Raw genomic sequence first — 22,906 nt, forward strand, 5'->3', positions numbered from 1 at the left:
GGCCATGCCGCCCAACACCACGACGACCAAGCACATCTTCGTGACCGGGGGTGTCGCCTCCTCGCTCGGCAAGGGCCTGACCGCCTCCAGCCTGGGCATGCTGCTCAAGGCGCGGGGCCTGCGTGTCGTGATGCAGAAGCTCGACCCGTACCTGAACGTCGACCCGGGCACGATGAACCCCTTCCAGCACGGTGAGGTGTTCGTCACCAACGACGGCGCCGAGACCGACCTGGACATCGGCCACTACGAGCGGTTCCTCGACCGCGACCTGGACGGCAGCGCCAACGTCACCACCGGCCAGGTCTACTCCACCGTGATCGCCAAGGAGCGCCGCGGCGAGTACCTGGGCGACACGGTGCAGGTCATCCCGCACATCACCAACGAGATCAAGCACCGCATCCGGCGCATGGCCACCGACGAGGTCGACGTCGTGATCACCGAGGTCGGCGGCACGGTCGGCGACATCGAGTCGCTGCCGTTCCTGGAGACCGTCCGCCAGGTCCGCCACGAGGTCGGCCGGGACAACGTCTTCGTCGTGCACATCTCGCTGCTGCCCTACATCGGCCCGTCCGGTGAGCTGAAGACCAAGCCGACCCAGCACTCGGTGGCCGCGCTCAGGAACATCGGTATCCAGCCGGACGCGATCGTGCTGCGCTGCGACCGGGAGGTGCCGACCGCGATCAAGCGGAAGATCTCCCTGATGTGCGACGTCGACGAGGCCGCCGTCGTCGCCTGCCCCGACGCCCGCTCGATCTACGACATCCCCAAGGTCGTGCACACCGAGGGCCTGGACGCGTACGTGGTCCGCAAGCTCGACCTGCCCTTCCGGGACGTGGACTGGACGACCTGGGACGACCTGCTCGACCGCGTCCACAATCCCGACCACGAGGTCACCCTGGCGCTGGTCGGCAAGTACATCGACCTGCCCGACGCCTACCTGTCGGTCACCGAGGCGCTGCGCGCGGGCGGCTTCGCCAACAAGGCCCGCGTGAAGATCAAGTGGGTGACCTCGGACGACTGCAAGACCCCGGCCGGCGCCAAGGCCCAGCTCGCGGACGTGGACGGCGTCTGCATCCCCGGCGGCTTCGGCGACCGGGGCGTGCTCGGCAAGGTCGGCGCGATCCGCTACGCCCGGGAGAACAAGATCCCGCTGCTCGGCCTGTGCCTGGGCCTCCAGTGCATCGTGATCGAGGCCGCCCGCAACCTGGCCGACATCCCGGACGCCAACTCCACCGAGTTCGACCCGGCCACCTCCCACCCGGTCATCTCCACCATGGCCGAGCAGCTCGACATCGTCGCCGGCGAGGGCGACATGGGCGGCACGATGCGACTGGGCATGTACCCGGCCAAGCTGGCCGAGGGCTCGATCGTGCGTGAGGTCTACGACGGCAAGGAGTACGTCGAGGAGCGCCACCGGCACCGCTACGAGGTCAACAACGCCTACCGCGTGGAACTGGAGAAGAAGGCCGGCATCGTCTTCTCCGGCACCTCCCCCGACGGCAAGCTCGTGGAGTACGTGGAGTACCCGCGCGACGTCCACCCGTACCTCGTCGCCACGCAGGCGCACCCCGAGCTGCGCTCGCGGCCGACCCGCGCGAACCCGCTCTTCGCGGGCCTGGTGAAGGCCGCGGTCGAGCGGAAGAACGCGAAGTAACACACCAGTTGTACGGTGGCCGGGGTGCGAACCTTCAAGGGTGAGCGCCCCGGCTTTCTTTGTCGGCCGGTTCGTTCGGAAAGCGTGTGGAAGGACAGGGCATGACGATCAAGGACACCCCCGAGGAATGGGAGATCCGGGCCACGGACACCCCCTTCGTGGGCAACAAGACCTCCGTCCGCACGGACGACGTGGTCATGCCCGACGGGTCGGTGGCCCGCCGTGACTACCAGGTCCACCCCGGCTCCGTGGCCGTCCTCGCCCTGGACGAGGAGGACCGGGTGCTGCTGATCAACCAGTACCGGCACCCGGTGCGGCAGAAGCTGTGGGAGATCCCGGCCGGGCTGCTGGACGTGCCCGGCGAGAACCCGCTGCACGCCGCGCAGCGGGAGCTTTACGAGGAGGCGCACGTCAAGGCCGAGGACTGGCGGGTGCTGACCGACGTGTACACCACCCCGGGCGGCTGCGACGAGGCCGTACGGATCTTCCTGGCCCGCGGCCTGTCCGACGCCGAGGGCGAGCGCTTCGCGGCGGAGCACGAGGAGACCGACATGCAGCACGCGCGCGTGCCGGTCGGGGAACTGGTGCGCCGCGTCCTGGCCGGGGACCTGCACAACAACTGCCTCGTGGTGGGCGTGCTCTCCCTGGTCGCCGCCCGTGGCGGGGACGGCCTGGACGCGCTGCGCCCCGCTGACGCGCCCTGGCCCGCGCGCCCCTTCGAGAACTGACCCGGCCCGTCCGGGACCCGACCGGACCCGACCGGACCCGTCCGGTCCTCCCGGTCCTCCCGGTGTGACGATCGCCTGATCCGATCGGGCGATCCCCCCGCCGTGCTCTTCCCGGAACGTCGCAGAGCGTGAACTAGGCTCTTCAACGCCCGTATCGGAAGACACCGGCGGGCTTGCGCGTGCGGTGGGACGGGAGTGTGGCCCGTGACGGATCAGGCGGTGGACCCAGACGGTGCGGAGCGGACCGCGCACCCGGCCAGGGAGGACCGATTCCTGGGCCGGACGCGGGAGTTGAAGGAACTGCGCGCCGACATCGAGCGCGCCGGACTGGACACCCTCTCCGGCCGCAAGGCCCCCCGCGCGCGCGTGCTCCTCATCGCCGGCCGCCCCGGCTCCGGCCGCACCCGCCTCGCCGAGCAGCTCGTCCGGCAGGTCGCCGGCCGCTACCCCGACGGAGTGCTGCGGGCCCGGCTCAGCGAGCCCGGCGGCACGCCGGTGCCCGTCGAGCAGGCCGCCCGCGACCTGCTCGCCGCGCTGGAGCTGCCCGCCCCCGCCGGCGCCGCCGAGGACGACCTGGCCGCTGCCCTGCGCGCCGCCCTCGCCGGCCGGCGGATGCTGCTCCTGCTCGACGACGCGGCCGGCGCCGAGCAGGTCGACGCGCTGCTCCCGGACGCCCCGGACTGCCTGGTGGTGGCCGTCTCCGGCGGCCCGCTCACCGGTATCGCGGACGTCCGCCCCTGCACGCTCGGCGGCCTCGACACCAAGTCCGCGGTGGAACTGCTCACCGGCTACGCCGGCTCCGTCCGCGTCACCGTCGACCCGCGCTCCGCGGAGAGCCTGGTCGAGGCATGCCACGGCCACCCGGCCGCGCTGGTGCTGGCCGGCGGCTGGCTGGCCGCCCGCCCCCAGGCCGCCGTCTCCGACCTCGCCAAGCGGCTGCACACCGACGGCGGCGCGGACGGCACCCCGCTGTCCCGCGTCTTCCGGCTCGTGTACGACCAGCTGCCCGGCCCGGCCGCGCGCGTCCTGCGACTGCTATGCCTGGCCCCGGCCGGCCTGGCCGACCCGCACACCGCCTCGGCGCTCGCCGGCTGCTCGGTCGACGCCGCCCGCGCCACCCTGGACGACCTCGTCGGCCTCGGCCTGCTGCGCGCGCTGGACTCCCCGCTGCCCCAGTACGAGGTCCCCGGCTGTCTGCACCCGCTGCTGCGCGCCCTGGCCGAGGCCCAGGAGCGGCCCGCCGAGTTGCAGCTGGCCCGGGCCCGGATGCTGGAGCGGACGGTACGGCTGCTCCAGTCCTGCCGGGCGATCACCGAGACCGACAGCCCGCAGGCCCGGGAGAAGCTGAGCGGCCTGCCCCCCGCGCTGCGCTTCCCGACCCCGCGGGCCGCCGCCGACTGGCTGCGCATCCGGCGGCCCGCCCTGCTGGCGTCCGCGCGCCTCGCGGTGGCCGACGGCGAGCTGGACACCCTCGCCCGGCGGCTGATGTCCCAGCTGGTCAGGGCCCTGGCCGCGCATGTCGGCACGCAGGCCGCCGCACCCGACCTGTACGGCCTGCACGGCCTCGTCCTGGACGTCGCCGAGCGGCGCGGGCTGCCCCGGGAGAAGGCCGCGGCCCTGCTGAACCTGGGCGATCTGGACGCGCAGACCGGCCGGACCCGGGAGGCGCTGGTCCGCTTCCGGGCCGCGCTGGACGCCGGACGCGAGGCGAACGACCCGTACGCGACCGGCCGCGCGATGGAATCCGTAGGCGGCGCGTACCAGGAGCTGGGGGACCACGACCGGGCCGCCGACTGGTTCGGCCGGGCGCTGGCCGAGCGGCTGGCCCGGGGGGAGCACCCGGAGGCGGCCCGGCTGTACGGCCGTATCGGCACGGCCCACACCTACGCGGGCCGTTACGGGGAGGCGCTGCGGAACTGGCGGGCCGCCCTCGCCGGCTACCGCAGGAGCGGCGATGTCGCCGCGAGCGCGCGGGCGTTGAGCGAGATCGCCCGGGTGCAGGAGTACGCGGGGCGGCCCGAGGAGTCGCTGCGCACCTGCCAGGAGGCCGTGGAGTGGGCGCGGCGCGCCGAGGACGCGCGGTTGCAGGCCGCACTCCAGCTGCGGCTCGCCGACACCCTGGACCGGCTGGGCGACCCCGCGTCGGCCCGCCTGCACCGCGCGGCGGCAGAGCGCATGCTGGGTGAGGAGCCACCGGAAGAGGACGCACAGCCGGAACACGACGCTAACGCCTGCGAAATCCGTAGTGGTCCCAGCGAAGATTGATGCAATGGAAGGCTAGACAGCCGGAACGCCTTCATTAGACTGGCTCTGCCGCTCGTTCTCCTGCGGTGTCTCCCGGTGTGCCCCCGCATGTCTGGGTACGTCTGTATTGCACCCCCATACCCCCTCTGAGCCAAGGACCGTGATCGACGTGAAGGTCGGCATCCCCCGCGAGGTCAAGAACAACGAGTTCCGGGTGGCCATCACCCCCGCCGGTGTGCACGAGCTGGTGCGCAACGGCCACCAGGTCGTCGTCGAGCGGGGCGCCGGCCTCGGCTCCTCCATCACGGACGAGGAGTACGTCGCCGCCGGTGCCGCCATCCTCGACACGGCCGACGAGGTGTGGGCCTCCGCCGACCTGCTGCTGAAGGTCAAGGAGCCCATCGCCGAGGAGTACCACCGCCTGCGCAAGGACCAGATCCTCTTCACCTACCTGCACCTGGCCGCCTCCAAGGAGTGCACGGACGCGCTGATCGAATCCGGCACCACGGCCATCGCCTACGAGACCGTCGAGCTGCCGAACCGCGCCCTGCCGCTGCTCGCCCCGATGTCCGAGGTCGCGGGCCGGCTGGCCCCGCAGGTCGGCGCCTACCACCTGATGCGCGCGGCCGGTGGCCGCGGTGTGCTGCCGGGCGGCGTGCCGGGCGTCACCCCGGCCAAGGCCGTCGTCATCGGCGGCGGTGTCTCCGGCTGGAACGCCACCCAGGTCGCCATCGGCATGGGCTTCGAGGTGATCCTCCTCGACCGCGACATCAACAAGCTGCGCGAGGCCGACCGGATCTTCGGCACGAAGGTCAAGGCGATCATGTCCAACGCCTTCGAGCTGGAGAAGGCAGTCCTGGACGCCGACCTCGTCATCGGCGCGGTCCTCATCCCGGGCGCCAAGGCCCCGAAGCTGGTCACCAACGAGATGGTGTCCCGCATGAAGCCGGGAAGTGTCCTTGTCGACATCGCGATCGACCAGGGCGGCTGCTTCGAGGACTCCCGTCCCACCACGCACGCCGAGCCGACCTTCCGGGTCCACAACTCGGTCTTCTACTGCGTCGCCAACATGCCGGGCGCGGTGCCCAACACCTCCACCAACGCCCTCACCAACGCGACGCTGCCGTACATCGTCTCGGTGGCCAACAACGGCTGGGTGGAGGCGCTGCGCCGCGACCCCGCGCTCGCCAAGGGTCTCAACACCCATGACGGCAAGGTCGTTTACAAGGAGGTCGCCGAGGCCCACGGTCTGGACCACGTCGAGCTGGAGAGCCTTCTCGGCTGACCCAAAAGGCGATTCGTCAACACGGCTCGTCAACAGCGCGCACCCGGCCGGACCTTGCCCGACAAGGTCCGGCCGGGTGTGTGTATGGTCACTTTGCGGCTCTCGGTCAACTCGCCTCGAACGTAACCCTTCGACCGATTCGCACACCGGTGAAACCTGTCGTGCGACGGCCGTACGCCCTTGACAGCGGGATGTTTCATTGCCGACACATCGGGCCGGGTCCGGCGGATTGTGTTGCTGCGGACGCCCGACACGCCATAGAGTCGCCAACCGTCGGCATGGTGCCACGCTGACCTTGTCTAGAAGTTTCCTGGTCACCAAGGAGGTAAGACGACTTGTGAATGAGTCGACATTTTCTCCCGGGGGTGGTCAACCAGGAATGCCTGCACGGGGCCAGGGCCCCGCGGGATTCGAGGCTGTCGGCTCCGTAGCTGTGCGCACCTTCGCAGCCCACCAGAGTTCCGGTCCGCAGGCGGCCGGGACAGCACACCAGAGCATGGATGGCCATCACGTGAACGCCATGGCCGGCGACGGAAGTGGCGCGCCCCACAACCAATTCGCCGACTACGACGAACTGCCCGAGGGGCACTTCTACGACCCCGACGCCGAGTACGAGCCCGATCCCGAGTACGCGGCCACGCTCGCGCCCGACGCGGCCCGCCAGCGCCGTGAGCGCATCGGCCCGACCGGACGCCCGCTGCCGTACTTCCCGATCCCGGGCCCGCTGACCGACCACGGCCCCGCGACGATCATCGCGATGTGCAACCAGAAGGGCGGCGTCGGCAAGACGACGTCGACCATCAACCTGGGTGCCGCGCTCGCGGAGTACGGCCGGCGCGTGCTGCTCGTGGACTTCGACCCGCAGGGCGCGCTGTCGGTCGGTCTCGGCGTCAACCCGATGGAGCTGGACCTCACCGTCTACAACCTGCTCATGGAGCGGGGCATGTCCGCGGACGAGGTCCTGCTGAAGACGGCGGTCCCCAACATGGACCTGCTGCCGTCCAACATCGACCTGTCGGCCGCCGAGGTCCAGCTGGTCTCCGAGGTCGCGCGCGAGTCGACGCTCCAGCGGGCCCTGAAGCCCCTGCTGCCCGACTACGACTACATCGTGATCGACTGCCAGCCCTCGCTCGGCCTGCTCACCGTCAACGCGCTGACGGCCGCGCACAAGGTGATCGTGCCGCTGGAGTGCGAGTTCTTCGCCCTGCGCGGTGTGGCCCTGCTGACCGAGACCATCGAGAAGGTCCAGGAACGGCTCAACCCCGAGCTGGAGCTCGACGGCATCCTCGCCACGATGTACGACTCGCGCACGGTCCACAGCCGCGAGGTGCTGGCCCGCGTGGTCGAGGCCTTCGACGACCACGTCTACCACACGGTCATCGGCCGCACGGTCCGCTTCCCGGAGACCACGGTCGCCGGTGAGCCGATCACCACGTACGCCTCCAACTCCGTCGGTGCCGCCGCCTACCGCCAGCTCGCCAGGGAGGTGCTCGCCCGGTGTCACGCCGAGTGAGTCTGCCCGGGGCCGACGAACTGTTCCGCACGACCGGGGGGATGGCGCTCCAGCCGTCCACGCCCCGCCGCGCGGCCAACGGCGAGGCCCGGGTGCCGGCTCCCGCGGGGGAGAGCGACGAGGTGGCCGCCGCCGAGGACGCACCGCAGTCGGTGCCCGTCCAGAGCGGTGACGGGGAGGGCGCGGAGCACGTGGCGGTGGAGGCCGATCCGGCCGAGGCCGGCGAGTCCCGCACCCGCCCGGCGCGCCGGCAGGCGGCGCAGGAAGGTTCTGCCGCCGCGCAGCCGCGCAAGCGCGGCCGGTCGGCGGCCCGGCGGCCCAGCGGACGCGAGCGGCACGACGAGAAGATCACCGTCTACGTCTCCGCCGAGGAGCTGATGGACCTGGAGCACGCGCGACTGGTGCTCCGCGGCGAGCACGGGCTCGCGGTGGACCGCGGGCGGATCGTCCGCGAGGCGGTGGCCGTGGTCCTGGCCGACCTGGAGTCCCGTGGGGACGCGAGCATCCTCGTACGACGGCTGCGCGGGCGGTAGCGATAGCCTGCGGGGCTATGACCTCGAACGGAGCCCCTGCCCCCGGCGCGTCCGCCGGTCGTCGGCGTGCGCTGGGGCGAGGGCCGGGAGCCACGCCGGACGAGCCGGCCGCCCTACCGGTCGAGGCTCCCGAACCGGAACCGGAGCTGCCCGAGCCGGAGCCCGCCGAGCCCGAGGCCGCTGAGCCCGCTGAGTCTGAGCCCGCCGAGCCCGAGCCCGCTTCCGACGGTGTCTTCAAGGTCCGCCTCGCCAACTTCGAGGGCCCCTTCGACCTGCTCCTCCAGCTGATCTCCAAGCACAAGCTGGACGTCACCGAGGTCGCCCTGTCCAAGGTCACCGACGAGTTCATGGCGCACATCCGGGCCATGGGACCCGACTGGGACCTGGACCAGACCACGGAGTTCCTGGTCGTCGCGGCCACGCTGCTCGACCTCAAGGCCGCCCGGCTGCTGCCCGCCGCCGAGGTGGAGGACGAGACCGACCTGGCCCTGCTGGAGGCCCGGGACCTGCTGTTCGCCCGGCTGCTCCAGTACCGCGCCTACAAACAGATCGCCGACATCTTCGACCGGCGGCTCGACGACGAGGCCCGGCGCCACCCCCGTACCGTCGGCCTCGAACCGCAGCACGCCGAGCTGCTGCCCGAGGTCGTCATCAGCATCGGCCCCGAGGGCTTCGCCAGGCTCGCCGTCAGGGCCATGCAGCCCAAGCCCAAGCCGCAGGTCTACGTCGACCACATCCACGCCCCGCTGGTCAGCGTGCAGGAGCAGGCCGGGATCGTGGTCGCCCGGCTGCGCGAGCTGGGCGAGGCGAGCTTCCGGGCGCTGATCGAGGACACCGACGACACGCTCACCGTCGTGGCGCGGTTCCTCGCCCTGCTGGAGCTGTACCGGGAGAAGGCCGTGGCCCTGGAGCAGGAGGCCGCGCTCGGGGAGCTGAGCGTGCGCTGGACCGGCGGGGACACGGACGCGGCGCCCATGGTCACGGACGAGTTCGACCGGCCGCCCGAGCCGCCCAAGGAGGAGAAGAAGCCGTGAGTGAGCAGACCGCCGAGGTCCCGGCCGGGCTGCGGACCGTCGCCGACCTCGACCTCAAGCCCGCCCTGGAGGCGATGCTCATGGTCGTGGACGAGCCCGCGACGGAGGAGCACCTGGCGAAGATCCTGGAGCGGCCCAGGCGGCAGATCGCGGACGCCCTGCGCGAGCTGGCCGACGAGTACACCGTGCAGGGCCGCGGCTTCGAGCTGCGGTTCGTCGCGGGCGGCTGGCGCTTCTACACCCGCGCCGCCTACGCGCCCGCCGTCGAGCGGCTGGTCCTGGACGGCCAGACCGCCCGGCTCACCCAGGCCGCGCTGGAGACCCTCGCGGTCGTCGCCTACCGCCAGCCGGTCAGCCGCAGCCGGGTCTCCGCCGTGCGCGGGGTGAACTGCGACGGCGTGATGCGCACCCTCCTCCAGCGCGGTCTGGTCGAGGAGGCGGGCACGGAACCCGAAACAGGTGCGATCCTGTACAGGACGACGAACTACTTCCTGGAGCGGATGGGCCTGCGCGGCCTGGACGAGCTCCCGGAGCTCGCGCCCTTCCTCCCGGAGGCGGAGGCGATCGAGGCCGAGACCCAGGAGGGAGTCCCGTCGTTCGACCCGGACGCGCCCGACGCGCCCGGCGGTCAGGACGCAGACGACTAAGACGGAAACCTTGATGCGAAGCAGCGGCAGCGGCAAGAGCGGCGGGCGCGGTAACTACCGCGGTGCCGGCAACGACAGGGACCAGAAGCAGGGGCAGGGCCGGCCCCGCAAGCCCCGCCCCGAGGAGCGCCGCTACGACGTGGGCCCGGGGGCCACCAAGGACGGCCCCAAGGCCGGGCGTGGCGGTGCCGCGCGCGGCGGGACCAAGGGCGGCCCGAAGCGGCCCCAGCAGGGCGGCCGTACGGCCCCGTCGCGCTCCCGCGAGTACGAGACGCGGGTCGAGGAGCGCAACCGGGAGCGGTACGCGGGCAAGAAGGACATCAAGCTGCCCAAGACCTTCCCGGGCGCCGAGCAGGAGGGCGAGCGGATCCAGAAGGTCCTCGCGCGCGCGGGCTACGGCTCCCGGCGGGCCTGCGAGGAACTGATCGAGCAGGCCCGGGTCGAGGTGAACGGCGAGATCGTCACCGAGCAGGGCAAGCGGGTCGACCCGGAGAAGGACGAGGTCAAGGTCGACGGCCTGACGGTCGCGACGCAGTCGTACCAGTTCTTCTCGCTGAACAAGCCCGCGGGCGTGGTCTCCACCATGGAGGACCCGGAGGGCCGGCAGTGCCTCGGTGACTACGTCACCAACCGCGAGACCCGGCTCTTCCACGTCGGCCGGCTGGACACCGAGACCGAGGGCGTCATCCTGCTCACCAACCACGGCGAGCTGGCCCACCGCCTCACGCACCCCAAGTACGGCGTGAAGAAGACCTACCTCGCGCACATCGTCGGCCCGATCCCGCGCGACCTGGGCAAGCGGCTGAAGGACGGCATCCAGCTGGAGGACGGCTACGCGCGCGCGGACCACTTCCGCGTGGTCGAGCAGACCGGCAAGAACTACCTGGTCGAGGTGACCCTGCACGAGGGCCGCAAGCACATCGTGCGCCGCATGCTGGCCGAGGCGGGCTTCCCGGTCGACAAGCTGGTGCGCACCGCCTTCGGGCCGATCACCCTGGGCGACCAGAAGTCGGGCTGGCTGCGCCGCCTGTCCAACACCGAGGTCGGCATGCTGATGAAGGAAGTCGACCTCTAAAGCGCCTTGCCGTGATCACCGTCCCCCTTTATTGTCGTGGTGACGATAAAGGGGGACGGCGCATATGCCCAAGCAGCCGGCGACCGGAGCACTCCTCGGTCTCGCCCTCGGGGACGCCCTCGGCTTCCCGACCGAGTTCAAGACCGTGCCGCTGATCCTGTCGATGTTCGGGCCCTGGCGGGAGCTGGAGCTGTCCCGGCGCGCCCGTGTCTCCGACGACACCCAGATGACCCTCGCCGTCGGACGCGCGCTCGCCACCGCCATGGAGCGCGGCCCCCTCGCGCCGAAGCGCCTGGAGCGGCCGTTGCGCGAGGAGTTCGTGGGCTGGTACCGGTCGCCCGAGAACAACCGGGCCCCGGGCAACACCTGCCTGACCGCGTGCGATCTGCTCACGGCGGAGGGCCGGGCCTGGCAGGACGCCAGCCGGATCGGCTCCAAGGGCTGCGGCGCCAACATGCGGGTCGCCCCGATCGGGCTCGCCCCCGGGCTCGGCGACGAACAGCGCGCCGGCGCCGCCCAGTTGCAGGCCGCGCTCACCCACGGCCACCCCACCGCGCTGGCCGCCTCCGATCTCACCGCCCACGCCGTCCACCTGCTCGCCCGGGGCACCGACCCGGCCGGACTGGTCGGGCACCTGCGCTCCTACGCCCTTGAGAACCGCACCCGCTACGACCACGCCTGGCTCGGCGACCTGTGGACCCGCTCGCAGGACCCCGGCCCCGAGCAGTTCATCGCGCGCGGCTGGGACGAGTGCCTGGAGATCCTCGGCCGGCTCCAGGAGGCCGCCCGGACCGTCTCCCCGGAGACCGACCCCTGCCTGGCCACCGGTGAGGGCTGGATCGCCGAGGAGGCCCTCGCGACCGGGCTGCTGTGCTTCCTGCTCTTCCCCGACGAGCCCGTCACCGCCCTGCGCCGGGCCGCCTGCACCGCCGGCGACTCCGACTCCATCGCCTGCCTCACCGGCGCCTTCGCGGGCGCCTGGCTGGGCGCCGGGGCCTGGCCCGCCGACTGGGCGGAGCGGATCGAGTACCGAGGCGACCTGTTGGCCCTGGGAGCGCTCTGGGACGCTTAGGCCCATGATCGACGACCTCGACATAGACCTGGCCCCGGTGGTCGCGGAACAGCCCGACCCACTGCTGTTCGCCACCGTCTCGGGAGCCCACCTGTACGGCTTCCCCTCGCAGGACTCCGACGTGGACCTGCGGGGCGTCCACCTGCTCCCCGCCGCCGACCTCGTCGGACTGCGCGAGCCGGAGGAGACCCGCTCGCGGACCTGGGTCCGGTACGGCGTCGAACTGGACCTCGTCACCCACGATCTGCGCAAGTTCGCACGGCTGATGCTCCGCCGCAACGGCTATGTGCTGGAGCAGTTGCTCTCGCCCCTGGTCGTGCACACGTCCGAGGCCCACCGGGAGCTGGCCGCCCTCGCCCCCGGTGTCCTCACCAGCCACCACGCCCACCACTACCGGGGGTTCGCGGTGACCCAGTGGCGGCTGTTCGAGAAGACAGGCGAACTCAAGCCGCTGCTCTACACCTTCCGGGTGCTGCTCACCGGCATCCACCTCCTGCGCAGCGGCGAGGTCCAGGCCCATCTGCCCACGCTGCTGGACGAGGTCGGCGCCCCCGGCTACCTGCCGGAGCTGATCGCCGCCAAGCGGGACCGGGAGCACGGCAAGGCCGACGTCGACCACGCGCGCGTGGAGGCCGACGTGGAGCGGCTGCACACCCTGCTGGACGAGGCGCAGGCCGGCTCAGCCCTGCCCGACGCGGCCGGCGCCCAGGACGCCCTGCACGACCTGGTGGTCCGGCTCCGCCTGGAGGGCTGAGGCCCGGCGCGCCCGGTACAGGAACGCGGCCACGCGCGCGTGGTCCGGCTCCGGTGGCAGCGGGCTGCCCCGCAGGGCCCGCTCGGCCTCGGCCGCCAGCCGGACCATCCACGCCTCCGCCTCGGCCCACGGCACCTCGCCGTGCTTCACCGCCAGCAGGCGCTCGCGCCGCTCACCGACGTCGATCACCAGCTCGCCGGTGCGCAGCAGGTCCCGGGCGCTCATCAGCAGGCGCAGCAGGTGCATCGCGTGCTTCCAGCGCGGGGCGCCCGTCGCGCGGATGTCGGCGTCGAGCTTCCTGCGCTGGCCGAGGGCGTACCGGGTGAAAGTGTCGTACGCCTGCCGGGACAGGAAGGCGCCGCGCAGGGACAGCAGTTCGCGGCCGGTGTCGTCCATATGCTCCACCAGCGGGGAGTGCAGGCACTCCAGGACGTTCGGGTTGCCGCGCAGCGCCAGCTCGCAGAACCGCTCCAACTCCCAGGAGAACCGCTCCTCGCCCGGCCCCTCGACATGCGTCGGCGGCTTCTCGAACCGCCAGAACAGCGGGGTCGGGGCGAGGAACACCCCGCGCCGGTCGGTGTCGCTGGCGTCCGTGGCCAGGCCGAAGGCGCGGGAGCCCATGACACAGGCGTAGACCGTGTGGTCGCGTACGAGGTCGTGCGGCTGCATCCCCGGAGCGTACGCGGCACCCTCAGGTCAGGTGGATGGATTTCCCGTCCACCTTGATCGACCGCTTGGGCAGCGGCTTGGTCGCGGGGCCGTGGGCCACCGAGCCGTCGTCGATGCGGAACCTGCTGCCGTGGCAGGGGCAGTCGATGGTGCCTTCCGCCACCGCGTTCACCGTGCAGCCCTGGTGCGTGCAGATCGCCGAGAAGGCCTTGAAGTCACCCTTCTTCGGCTGGGTGACCACCACCTTCTCCTTCTTGAACACCTTGCCGCCGCCCTCCGGGATGTCACTCGTCTTCGCCAGCGTCTTCCCGTCGGTGGCCGCCTCCTGCGCGGCCGGGGACGACGCCGACGACGCCGACGACGCCGACGACGCCGACGACGCCGACGTGGCCTCACCGCCGTTCTCGGCGCCGCACCCCACGCATCCCAGGGCGATCGCACCGGCGCCCGTGGCGAGAACTGTCCGCCGTGTCGCTGGCTGGGTCATGTCAGACCTCCGTACAGAAGTGCATATCGGTGGATACCGGAACTCTCGCATCGTCTCAGCGGGCGAGCGGCGCGCGCCCGTCCCGCGTGGGCTGACTACGCTGGACGGACCAAGAACGGAACACGCATGTCAGCGAGGAGCAGCACCGTGGCGGTACGAGCGGTCCGGGGGGCCGTCCAACTGGAGCGGGACGAGGCCGGTCACATGGAGGAGCGGGTCGGGGCCCTGCTCACCGCCGTCCTGGAGCGGAACGGGCTGACCGCCGACGACCTCATCAGCATCTGGTTCACGGCCACCCCCGACCTGCACAGCGACTTCCCGGCCGCCGCCGCCCGCAAGCACGGGATCGTGGACGTCCCCCTGATCTGCGCGCAGGAACTGGACGTCGAGGGCGCCATGCCCCGCGTCGTGCGCGTCCTCGCGCACATCGAGTCGGACAAGCCCCGCGCCGACATCGCCCACGTCTACCTCGGCGCCGCCGCGGCCCTGCGCAAGGACATCGCCCAGTGAGAACCGCACTCGTCATCGGAACCGGCCTCATCGGCACCTCCGCCGCCCTGGCCCTCACCCAGCGCGGCGTCACCGTCCACCTCGCCGACCACGACCCCGAGCAGGCCCGCACGGCCGCCGCCCTGGGCGCCGGCACCGACCAGGCCCCCGAGGGCCCGGTCGACCTGGCGATCGTGGCCGCCCCGCCCGCCCACGTGGCCCGGGTCCTCGCCGACGCCATGCGCCGGGGCGCGGCCCGCGGCTACGTGGACGTCGCCAGCGTCAAGGGCGGCCCCCGCCGCGAGCTGGAGGCGCTCGGCCTGGACCTCACCACGTACATCGGCACGCACCCCATGTCCGGCCGCGAGAAGTCCGGCCCGCTGGCCGCCACCGGCGACCTCTTCGAGGGCCGCCCCTGGGTGCTCACCCCGACCCGGGACACCGACACCGAGGTGCTCAACCTCGCCCTGGAACTGGTCTCGCACTGCCGGGCCGTACCGGTCGTGATGGACGCCGACGCCCACGACCGCGCGGTGGCCCTCGTCTCCCACATGCCCCACCTGGTGTCCAACATGGTCGCCGCGCGCCTGGAGCACGCCGAGGAGGCCGCCGTACGGCTGTGCGGGCAGGGCATCCGGGACGTGACCCGGATCGCCGCCTCCGAGCCGCACATGTGGATCGACATCCTGTCCGCGAACCCGGGACCGGTCGCCGACCTGCTCTCCGACGTCGCCGCCGACCTGGACGAGACGGTCCGGGCGCTGCGCGCCCTGCAATCCTCCGACGAGGCCGAGCGCGGCGAGGGCACCGCCGGGATCGAGGACGTGCTGCGCCGCGGGAACGCCGGCCAGGTGCGGGTACCCGGCAAGCACGGCAGCGCCCCGCGCGCGTACGAGACCGTCGTCGTCCTCATCGACGACCAGCCCGGCCAGCTGGCCCGCATCTTCGCCGACGCGGGCCGGGCCGGGGTCAACATCGAGGACGTCCGGATCGAGCACGCGACCGGGCAGCAGGCCGGTCTGGTCCAGCTGAGCGTCGAACCGAAGGCGGTGCCGCTGCTGGAGGAAGCACTGCGCGAGCGGGGCTGGGCGCTGCGCCGGTAACACCCGGTGAGGGCGCCTCCCGCGAGCCAGTAACCTTGTGCGGGGCGCCCTCGCGTCCCGGACCCCGCTCACCACCCTTCACCAGGAAGGTGCCCTCCCGTGGAAAACGGCGCCGCCCCGACCGCCAAGCCCGTGATCGTCGCGATCGACGGTCCCTCCGGCACGGGCAAGTCGAGCACGTCGAAGGCCGTGGCCGCACAGCTCGGCCTCAGCTACCTGGACACCGGTGCCCAGTACCGGGCGATCACCTGGTGGATGGTGACCAACGGCATCGACCTGGAGGACCCGACCGCCATCGCGGCCGTCGCCGGCAAGCCGGAGATCGTCTCCGGCACCGACCCGGCCGCCCCGACCATCACGGTCGACGGCGTCGACGTGGGCGGCCCGATCCGCACCCAGGAGGTCACCTCCAAGGTCAGCGCGGTCAGCGCGGTGCCCGAGGTGCGCGCCCGGATCACCGAGTTGCAGCGCTCCCTGGCCGCCGGCGCGGACAGGGGCATCGTGGTCGAGGGCCGGGACATCGGTACGACCGTCCTGCCGGACGCCGACCTGAAGATCTTCCTCACCGCCTCCCCGGAGGCCCGCGCGGCCCGCCGCAGCGGCGAGCTGAAGGGCGCCGACGTCCACGCCACCCGCGAGGCCCTGATCAAGCGGGACGCGGCCGACTCCAGCCGCAAGACCTCGCCGCTCGCCAAGGCCGACGACGCGGTCGAGGTGGACACCACCGAGCTCACCCTCGCCCAGGTCATCGAGTGCGTCGTCACCCTGGTCGAGGAGAAGCGGGCCGGGAAGTGAGCCGTCCGCCGGCCGCGTCGGAGCGGGGCGCCGAGATCGGGCGGCGCATCGGCGTCGGCCTGATGTACGGGCTGTGGCGGCCACGCGTGCTCGGCGCCTGGAGGGTGCCGGGCACCGGCCCGGTGATCCTCGCGGTGAACCACTCCCACAACATCGACGGCCCGATGGTCATGGGCGTGGCACCCCGGCCGACGCACTTCCTGATCAAGAAGGAAGCCTTCACCGGCCCGCTGGACCCCTTCCTGACCGGCATCGGCCAGCTGAAGGTGGACCGCGCCGCCGCCGACCGCACCGCGATCGGCCAGGCCCTCGACGTGCTGGCGGCCGGGGGAGTGCTGGGCATCTTCCCGGAGGGCACCCGGGGCGAGGGTGACTTCGCCTCGCTGCGCGCCGGGCTGGCCTACTTCGCGGTCCGCAGCGGGGCGCCGATCGTCCCCGTGGCCGTCCTGGGAAGCGCGGAGCGGCCCGGCCGGTTGATAAAGGCGCTGCCGCCGCTGCGCTCCCGCGTCGACGTCGTCTTCGGCGACCCGTTCGCGGCGGGCGACGGCAGCGGGCGGCGCACACGCACGGCGCTGGACGAGGCGACCGAGCGCATCCGGAAGCAGCTCACCAGCCACCTGGAAAACGCCAGGCGCCTGACCGGGCGCCGCGCGACACTTGAGTAGTGGATCAGCCCCCGCGGGGGGCTCGTTCCACCGATCACCACGAATGAACGACGAGGTACGGACTTCATGAACGACGACATCCAGCCCGACGGCTCGGCCGAGCACGAGTACGAGCACGGGGCTCTCGGCGACGCCGAGTACGCGGAGTTCATGGAGCTCGCCGCGGAAGAGGGCTTCGACATCGAGGACGTCGAGGGCGCCATCGAGGCGGCGGGCCACGGCCCGCTGCCCGTGCTCGCCGTCGTCGGCCGCCCCAATGTCGGCAAGTCGACACTGGTCAACCGGATGATCGGCCGCCGTGAGGCGGTCGTGGAGGACCGGCCGGGCGTCACCCGCGACCGCGTCACCTACGAGGCCGAATGGGCCGGCCGCCGCTTCAAGGTCGTCGACACCGGCGGCTGGGAGCAGGACGTCCTCGGCATCGACGCCTCCGTGGCCGCCCAGGCCGAGTACGCGATCGAGGCGGCCGACGCGGTGGTCTTCGTGGTCGACGCCAAGGTCGGCGCGACCGACACCGACGAGGCGGTCGTCCGGCTGCTGCGCAAGGCCGGCAAGCCGGTCGTGCTGTGCGCCAACAAGGTGGACGGTCCGAGCGGCGAGGCCGACGCGGCCTACCTGTGGAACCTGGGCCTCGGCGAGCCCCACCCGGTCTCGGCCCTGCACGGCCGCGGCACGGGCGACATGCTCGACGCCGTCCTGGAGGTCCTGCCGGACGCCCCCGAGCAGTCCTTCGGCACCGCGATCGGCGGCCCCCGCCGCGTGGCCCTGATCGGCCGCCCGAACGTCGGCAAGTCCTCGCTGCTGAACAAGGTGGCCGGCGAGGAGCGCGTCGTCGTCAACGAGCTGGCGGGCACCACCCGCGACCCGGTGGACGAGATCATCGAGCTCGGCGGCAAGACGTGGAAGTTCGTGGACACCGCCGGTATCCGCAAGCGTGTCCACCTCCAGCAGGGCGCCGACTACTACGCCTCGCTGCGCACGGCCGCCGCCGTGGAGAAGGCCGAGGTCGCCGTCGTGCTGATCGACGCCGCCGAGTCCATCTCCGTGCAGGACCAGCGGATCATCAGCATGGCCGTCGAGGCGGGCCGCTCGATGGTCATCGCCTTCAACAAGTGGGACACGCTGGACGAGGAGCGCCGCTACTACCTGGAGCGGGAGATCGAGACCGAGCTGGGCCAGGTCGCCTGGGCGCCCCGGGTCAACGTCTCGGCGCGCACCGGCCGGCACATGGAGAAGCTGGTCCCGGCGATCGAGACGGCGCTGGCCGGCTGGGAGACGCGCGTCCCCACGGGCCGGCTGAACGCCTTCCTCGGCGAGCTGGTCTCGGCCCACCCGCACCCCGTCCGGGGCGGCAAGCAGCCGCGCATCCTCTTTGGCACCCAGGCCGGCACCAAGCCCCCGCGGTTCGTGCTCTTCGCCTCCGGCTTCATCGAGGCGGGCTACCGGCGCTTCATCGAGCGCCGCCTGCGCGAGGAGTTCGGCTTCGAGGGCACCCCGATCCACATCTCGGTGCGGGTGCGCGAGAAGCGCGGCGCGAAGAAGAAGTAACGGCGGTACGACGAGGAGGGCGGCCCCGGTGTTCCGGGGCGGCCCTCCTCGTCCGTGTGCCCGTCACGCACTCCGGCGCGGCCCCGGCGGCAGGGCGGCCGCGGCCGGCACGTGCTGCATCCCCGTCTCGTGCTGCCGGCCCAGCGTGCCGACCCGCTGCCACTGCGACTGCTGCCGGGCGCTGTAGGCCCCCGCGCTGTAGGCGCTGTAGGAACTGCTGAACGACCCCGCCCGGTGCCCGCCGTACGTGCCCGTGCCGTCCGGGAAGTCGCCGAAGGCGCTGAACCCCAGCTCCTCCTCACCGCTGCGGTCCCCCGGCAGTGTGCGGAAGGTCCTGACCCACTCCGCGTAGAGCGAGTCGTAGATCGGCGTGGCCGAGGACCCGCCGGACGGCTCGTGCGCCGCCCGGGCGGACGGCACGGAGGAGAAGGACCGGCGGGGAGGAGTGTCGTATGCGTGCACGTATGTCCAAACGACCGTAACCGGAAAGAGATGCGGCCGGACGGCTCACCGGGGCTCAGGTGCCCGCGAGGGGAAGTGCCGCGGCGACCAGCCTGCCGACCGCGGCGGCCTTGTCCAGCGCGTCCCGCAGCAGGTCCTCCCGGGGCTGACGCCCGATGGACCCGACCGGCGCGGCGAACATCAGCACCTGCTGGTGCTTGTTCGCGGCGGCCCGCCAGCTGTCGGTCACCTGGAGCGGCTGGTGCGCCTGCCACCAGGCCACCGGCTGCCCGCCGACCGCCGACGGCTGAAGCACCGCGTGCAGCTGGCCCACGGCCAGCAGGACCGACCAGCCGTGCAGCACCGGAGGGACGGACGCCAGCTCGGCCACCGGCATGAAGCCCTGCTCGATGAGCAGCGGCAGGAAGTCGTCGCCCGTCCCGGTGGTGCCCGGACGGACGATCGGCGAGGTCGGCTCGACGACGAGCGCGGGGTGCAGTTCCCCGTCGACCAGGACGAGTCCGCTGGTCACGCCGAGCACCGCCTGCTCGGGCACGGAGGTGCGCGGCTCACCGCCGGCCGGGTCGCCGCCGACGGCGCCGATGGAGCGGACGGCGCCCTGGAGCTGTTCCTCCGTCACCTGGACGACCTGCGAGGGCAGACAGCTGGCGTGGGCGAAGGCGAGGACGGCGGTCTCGTCGCCGACGAACAGAACGGTGCTGGTGCGCTCCTGCTCGGAGTCGCCCGGGGTGCGACAGGACGTGCAGTCGTAACTGCCCGGGGCGTTCTCTCCGGCGAGCAGCCGGTCGGCTTCTTCGTCGCCGATCTCGGCGCGTACGGCGTCGCTGACGTCGAGCATGCGCGGCACGGGTGGCTCCCTCGGGATGCGGTGCTGGGTCGGCCGGGTGGCTCCCGGCCGATGAGCCCCGGGGTTCCGGGCTCATGAAGAAGACAACGGGCGTCCTGTGGTGGTGGTCACGCCCCGGGGACGACTGGTTCGCACCTTCCCCCGCCCACGATCACCTGGGGTGCCGATTCGAACACTGGCTGTCAACTCCATTCGCCGTCAAGGAACTTGACGAGGTGAAGTGGGTCACAGCGAGCGTCGATCGATGGTCGACAAATCAGGAAATCAGTGCATGTAGTGGGTGGCCGAAAATCGCCGATACCCGGGGTAACGCGCAAGTGGCCTGGAACAACGGCGAGTTGGTTGATTCCCGGCGCTCACCCTCCTTACATTCCTCCGCCGTGTGCAACGAGCACCGCTCGGGTACGTCCGCCGACCGGCACCAGGCAGCGCAGGATCGCCGACACCGGTCACGGCGGGCGGGGCGGGCGCGAGGAACCGCGGTCCTACGCGGCGAGCCGCGCTCCGCCTTGGGGGAGCCCGGGTTCGTGGAGAGGGAACTACATGTCCGAGTGTGCCGATACCACCCGCAACACCACCCGTCCCGACGGCGCCCGTCCCGAGGGCGCCCGCAGGGGCCGTACGACGGCCGCGCTCGCCGGAGCCGCCCTGCTGGCCCCGCTGGGGCTGCTGGCCGCGACCGGCAACGCCGCCGCGGCGGACAACGGGGTGTGGGACCGCATCGCCCAGTGCGAGAGCGGCGGCAACTGGCACATCAACACCGGCAACGGCTACTACGGCGGCCTCCAGTTCTCCGCCGGCACCTGGCGCGCGTACGGCGGCACCGCCTACGCCCCGACGGCCGACCAGGCCTCCAGAAGCGCGCAGATCGCCGTCGCCACCAGGGTCCAGCAGGCCCAGGGCTGGGGCGCCTGGCCGGTCTGCTCGGGCCGGGCCGGGGCCTCCGGCGCCGCCCCGGCGGCGGCCCGCACCGGCTCCTCCGGCACGGCGAACCGCACCAGCGGCGCGACGACGAAGTCCGCCCCCACCCGGTCCACCCCGGCGAAGGCGCCGGAACGCCCCGCGGCCACCACCCACCGTGGTGCCCCGCACGGCGGCGACTACACCGTCCGGCGGGGCGACACCCTGAGCACCATCGCGGCCCGGCACGGCACCACCTGGCAGCGGATCTACGCCGCCAACAAGGCCGTCATCGGCGACGACCCGAACCTGATCGTGCCCGGGCAGCGCCTCGCGCTCTGAGCCCGGCCCGCAGGCGGACCAGCCGCTGTTCCCAACGGGGACGGCGGCTGTCCGCGTTCCCGGGCGGACTCGGGCCCGGGTGGGAGACCTCGGCACGCCTGTCGCGCCCGCTCCCGCTGCTCCGGGCGCACCGCGAGTGGTCGGCCGGTGCCGGGGGCCGGCACGGGGGACTTCAGCCCGCGGCACGCGCACCCGCGAGCCGCCGTCCCGGGCCTCGCCGGGCGTGCGTTCCGACAGGGGGAGTCCGGCGATTGTGTGCTGAATCCGTGAATTTCCTACGTGGCGTCAGCCGCCGCCGGGCCACTGCGGATTGCGCGGACAATCGCGTCCCCGGGCCCGTCCCGATCCCCACTGCGGCACTTTCCGCCGGGTAATTCGGAGCGGCCCTCCGGCACGCGTGAATTCTGTTCGATTACCCCGGCGGGCCGAACGGAAACCCCCGTTCGTGTGACACTCGCCGTGGCGGACGATGATGTGACCGCGGCCGAAACGGGATCGCGGTGGCTGTGACAGAAGTGTGACGGGAACCGGATACGGTCCTTACCCGTCTGTGCCCGGCTTCCGTCACCGCCGGTTGCGGCCTAGCGTGGCCGCATGGCACCGATTCCCACTCCGTCAGCGGAGCCCCAGGACAGCCCGGACGGGTACGTCGGCCTCGACGCGGCGCACGCCGAACGGCTCGCGCGGCAGCGCGGCTGGTCGACGGTGCGGTCGCTGCCGCCGGGCGCGATCATCACCATGGAGTACCGGGCCGGACGGCTGAACTTCGAGGTACGGGACGGCCGGGTGGCCCGCGCCTGGAAGGGCTGACCGGCCCGGCCCCCGGGTGAATACGCGGAAGGCCCCGCTCCGGGCAGGAGCGGGGCCTTCGTCGTGCCGTGGGGCGGTGGTGCGTACCGGACCCCGTGCCGATGTGGTCCGTCAGCCGCCGGTCAGCGGCCGGGCCGGCTGGGACGTGCCGCGCGGGAGGCGGTCGGCGTGCGGCGGGCGGCGGCTGCCCGCCGGGGTGACCGGGGTGCGTTCCGAACGGGCCGTGTGCGGTCCGGGCGCGAGGTGCGCCAGGCCCCGGGAGGACCGGGTGGAGGCCACCGGCTCGCGGGCCGGCGTCGGCTGCTCGGCCGGCAGGTTGCGCGGCTTGAGCAGCACCGGCGTGACCGGCACGGCCGGTTCGGGCGCCGGCAGGCCGCGGCGGGCGCGCAGGCGGTCGCGCAGGTCGAAGAGCCACAGCTCGGCCTTGGCGATCAGCGGCTCGAACCAGGGCAGGGCGAGCAGGATCAGCAGACCGGCGGCCCAGCCCAGCAGCACGTCGCTCAGCCAGTGCGTACCCAGGTAGACGGTGGTGAGGCCGACGCCGAGCGAGGTGACCGCGGAGAGGGCCGACAGCCAGCGGCGCGCCGTCGGGGTGGAGGCCAGATACGCCAGGATTCCCCAGGTCACCACCGCGTTGGCGGTGTGGCCGCTGGGGAATATATCGCCGCCCAGGCCCATCTCGTTCGAGCCGATCGCGGTCGCGTAGTGCGGACCGAGCCGCCCCATGCCGAGCTTGGCGGCGCCGACCGTGATGTTCAGCAGGAGCAGCGAGGTGGCCAGGGTGAGCAGCGGGCGGAGGGTGTGCTGCCGCCAGGAGCGCCAGCCGAGCCAGGCCGCGACCATCACGGCGGTGGGGCCGCGCTGGCCCAGCACCACGTAGTAGTCGAGGAACGCGTGGATCTCGGGCCACTGCTGGTACGGCCGGAAGAACATGACCTGCCAGTCCAGCCGGACCAGCCAGGAGGTCGTCACCACGGCCCACACGATCGCCAGGTAGAAAGCCAGGGTCGCGGAGAACAGAACGACCCGGTGCCGGCTCATCCTCGGCACATCGATGTGGGCCGGTCGTTCCGGCTCACGGTCCAGCCTGGCGAACACCCGGTCCAGACGCCGGGTGAGGTTTCGTTCGGTACGCACCCAATCGACGTTACAGCGAGTGAGCGGTGTTCCCGGTCGAAACAGCGTCTTTGTGATGACGATGTGATGTGGGAAACCTCTCAAGGGCGGGCCGAATTCCCGGGATTCCGCAA

23 protein-coding genes are annotated in these 22,906 nt (G+C 72.3%); 18 read left to right on the forward strand and 5 right to left on the reverse strand.

Annotated features, from left to right (window positions below; all coding sequences use genetic code 11):
• Positions 1-4: 4 nt before the first annotated feature.
• The 11 genes from pyrG to IE273_RS09285 all read left to right on the forward strand — a co-directional run bounded on the left by pyrG (position 5) and on the right by IE273_RS09285 (position 12,539).
• Positions 5-1,654, forward strand: coding sequence for a CTP synthase (gene pyrG, locus IE273_RS09235; RefSeq protein WP_189814665.1), 1,650 nt, complete (start codon positions 5-7; stop codon positions 1,652-1,654).
• Between the two features lie 101 nt (positions 1,655-1,755).
• On the forward strand, positions 1,756-2,382 hold the full coding sequence (locus IE273_RS09240; protein ID WP_189814666.1) for an NUDIX domain-containing protein: 627 nt from the start codon (positions 1,756-1,758) through the stop codon (positions 2,380-2,382).
• A gap of 204 nt (positions 2,383-2,586) precedes the next feature.
• A complete protein-coding gene (locus IE273_RS09245) occupies positions 2,587-4,647 on the forward strand; it encodes a tetratricopeptide repeat protein (RefSeq protein ID WP_189814667.1) in 2,061 nt (686 codons plus the stop codon).
• 139 nt (positions 4,648-4,786) lie between these two features.
• Positions 4,787-5,911 (forward strand): alanine dehydrogenase, encoded by a 1,125-nt coding sequence (ald, locus tag IE273_RS09250; protein ID WP_189814668.1) that lies wholly within the window; start codon positions 4,787-4,789, stop codon positions 5,909-5,911.
• Positions 5,912-6,290: 379 nt separating this feature from the next.
• A complete protein-coding gene (locus tag IE273_RS09255) occupies positions 6,291-7,424 on the forward strand; it encodes a ParA family protein (protein ID WP_078611716.1) in 1,134 nt (377 codons plus the stop codon).
• Positions 7,409-7,957, forward strand: coding sequence for a hypothetical protein (locus IE273_RS09260; protein WP_189814669.1), 549 nt, complete (start codon positions 7,409-7,411; stop codon positions 7,955-7,957). The genes IE273_RS09255 and IE273_RS09260 overlap by 16 nt, the downstream gene beginning before the upstream one ends.
• A gap of 17 nt (positions 7,958-7,974) precedes the next feature.
• On the forward strand, positions 7,975-8,991 hold the full coding sequence (locus IE273_RS09265; protein ID WP_189814670.1) for a segregation and condensation protein A: 1,017 nt from the start codon (positions 7,975-7,977) through the stop codon (positions 8,989-8,991).
• Positions 8,988-9,638 carry an SMC-Scp complex subunit ScpB gene (gene scpB / locus IE273_RS09270; RefSeq protein WP_189814671.1) on the forward strand — a complete coding sequence of 217 codons (651 nt, stop codon included), beginning with the start codon at positions 8,988-8,990 and terminating at the stop codon, positions 9,636-9,638. Before IE273_RS09265 ends, scpB begins: the two co-directional genes overlap by 4 nt.
• A 13-nt stretch (positions 9,639-9,651) precedes the next feature.
• On the forward strand, positions 9,652-10,713 hold the full coding sequence (locus tag IE273_RS09275) for a pseudouridine synthase (protein ID WP_189814672.1): 1,062 nt from the start codon (positions 9,652-9,654) through the stop codon (positions 10,711-10,713).
• A gap of 64 nt (positions 10,714-10,777) precedes the next feature.
• The gene (locus IE273_RS09280) at positions 10,778-11,785 is read left to right on the forward strand and encodes an ADP-ribosylglycohydrolase family protein (protein ID WP_189814673.1); all 1,008 of its coding nucleotides are present in this window, start codon (positions 10,778-10,780) and stop codon (positions 11,783-11,785) included.
• A 4-nt stretch (positions 11,786-11,789) separates the two neighbouring features.
• Positions 11,790-12,539: a nucleotidyltransferase domain-containing protein gene (locus IE273_RS09285; RefSeq protein ID WP_189814674.1), complete on the forward strand. Its 750-nt coding sequence runs from the start codon at positions 11,790-11,792 to the stop codon at positions 12,537-12,539.
• On the opposite strand, the gene IE273_RS09290 is transcribed toward IE273_RS09285, so the two are convergent.
• A complete protein-coding gene (locus IE273_RS09290; RefSeq protein WP_189814675.1) occupies positions 12,465-13,208 on the reverse strand; it encodes a nucleotidyltransferase domain-containing protein in 744 nt (247 codons plus the stop codon). The two genes, IE273_RS09285 and IE273_RS09290, sit on opposite strands and share 75 nt — an antisense overlap.
• Before the next feature lie 22 nt (positions 13,209-13,230).
• Positions 13,231-13,695: a Rieske (2Fe-2S) protein gene (locus IE273_RS09295; protein WP_189814676.1), complete on the reverse strand. Its 465-nt coding sequence runs from the start codon at positions 13,693-13,695 to the stop codon at positions 13,231-13,233.
• A gap of 147 nt (positions 13,696-13,842) precedes the next feature.
• Between IE273_RS09295 and aroH the strand changes: the two genes are divergently transcribed.
• The 5 genes from aroH to der all read left to right on the forward strand — a co-directional run bounded on the left by aroH (position 13,843) and on the right by der (position 18,295).
• On the forward strand, positions 13,843-14,205 hold the full coding sequence (aroH, locus tag IE273_RS09300) for a chorismate mutase (RefSeq protein WP_014671819.1): 363 nt from the start codon (positions 13,843-13,845) through the stop codon (positions 14,203-14,205).
• Complete coding sequence (locus IE273_RS09305) at positions 14,202-15,287, forward strand: prephenate dehydrogenase (RefSeq protein ID WP_189814677.1); 1,086 nt, start codon at positions 14,202-14,204, stop codon at positions 15,285-15,287. The genes aroH and IE273_RS09305 overlap by 4 nt, the downstream gene beginning before the upstream one ends.
• 99 nt (positions 15,288-15,386) lie before the next feature.
• On the forward strand, positions 15,387-16,082 hold the full coding sequence (gene cmk, locus IE273_RS09310; RefSeq protein ID WP_189814678.1) for a (d)CMP kinase: 696 nt from the start codon (positions 15,387-15,389) through the stop codon (positions 16,080-16,082).
• Complete coding sequence (locus IE273_RS09315; protein ID WP_189814679.1) at positions 16,040-16,747, forward strand: lysophospholipid acyltransferase family protein; 708 nt, start codon at positions 16,040-16,042, stop codon at positions 16,745-16,747. Before cmk ends, IE273_RS09315 begins: the two co-directional genes overlap by 43 nt.
• A 66-nt stretch (positions 16,748-16,813) precedes the next feature.
• Complete coding sequence (gene der, locus IE273_RS09320; RefSeq protein ID WP_189814680.1) at positions 16,814-18,295, forward strand: ribosome biogenesis GTPase Der; 1,482 nt, start codon at positions 16,814-16,816, stop codon at positions 18,293-18,295.
• Positions 18,296-18,358: 63 nt separating this feature from the next.
• Here the strand turns inward: der and IE273_RS09325 are convergent, their stop codons facing one another.
• Entirely contained in the window at positions 18,359-18,757 is a 399-nt protein-coding gene (locus IE273_RS09325) for a hypothetical protein (RefSeq protein ID WP_014671814.1), read from the reverse strand.
• 55 nt (positions 18,758-18,812) lie between these two features.
• Complete coding sequence (locus IE273_RS09330) at positions 18,813-19,604, reverse strand: DUF8842 C-terminal domain-containing protein (RefSeq protein WP_189814681.1); 792 nt, start codon at positions 19,602-19,604, stop codon at positions 18,813-18,815.
• A gap of 543 nt (positions 19,605-20,147) precedes the next feature.
• On the opposite strand from IE273_RS09330, the gene IE273_RS09335 reads away from it, so the two are divergent.
• Positions 20,148-20,846, forward strand: coding sequence for a LysM peptidoglycan-binding domain-containing protein (locus tag IE273_RS09335; RefSeq protein ID WP_189814682.1), 699 nt, complete (start codon positions 20,148-20,150; stop codon positions 20,844-20,846).
• A 594-nt stretch (positions 20,847-21,440) separates the two neighbouring features.
• A complete protein-coding gene (locus IE273_RS09340; protein WP_014671811.1) occupies positions 21,441-21,656 on the forward strand; it encodes an I78 family peptidase inhibitor in 216 nt (71 codons plus the stop codon).
• Between the two features lie 111 nt (positions 21,657-21,767).
• Here the strand turns inward: IE273_RS09340 and IE273_RS09345 are convergent, their stop codons facing one another.
• Positions 21,768-22,793, reverse strand: a complete 1,026-nt coding sequence (locus IE273_RS09345) for a phosphatase PAP2 family protein (protein WP_189814683.1) — start codon at positions 22,791-22,793, stop codon at positions 21,768-21,770.
• Positions 22,794-22,906 lie beyond the last annotated feature (113 nt).

It is taken from the genome of Streptomyces olivaceoviridis (assembly GCF_014650115.1).
In the GTDB taxonomy this organism is placed as follows: domain Bacteria; phylum Actinomycetota; class Actinomycetes; order Streptomycetales; family Streptomycetaceae; genus Streptomyces; species Streptomyces olivaceoviridis.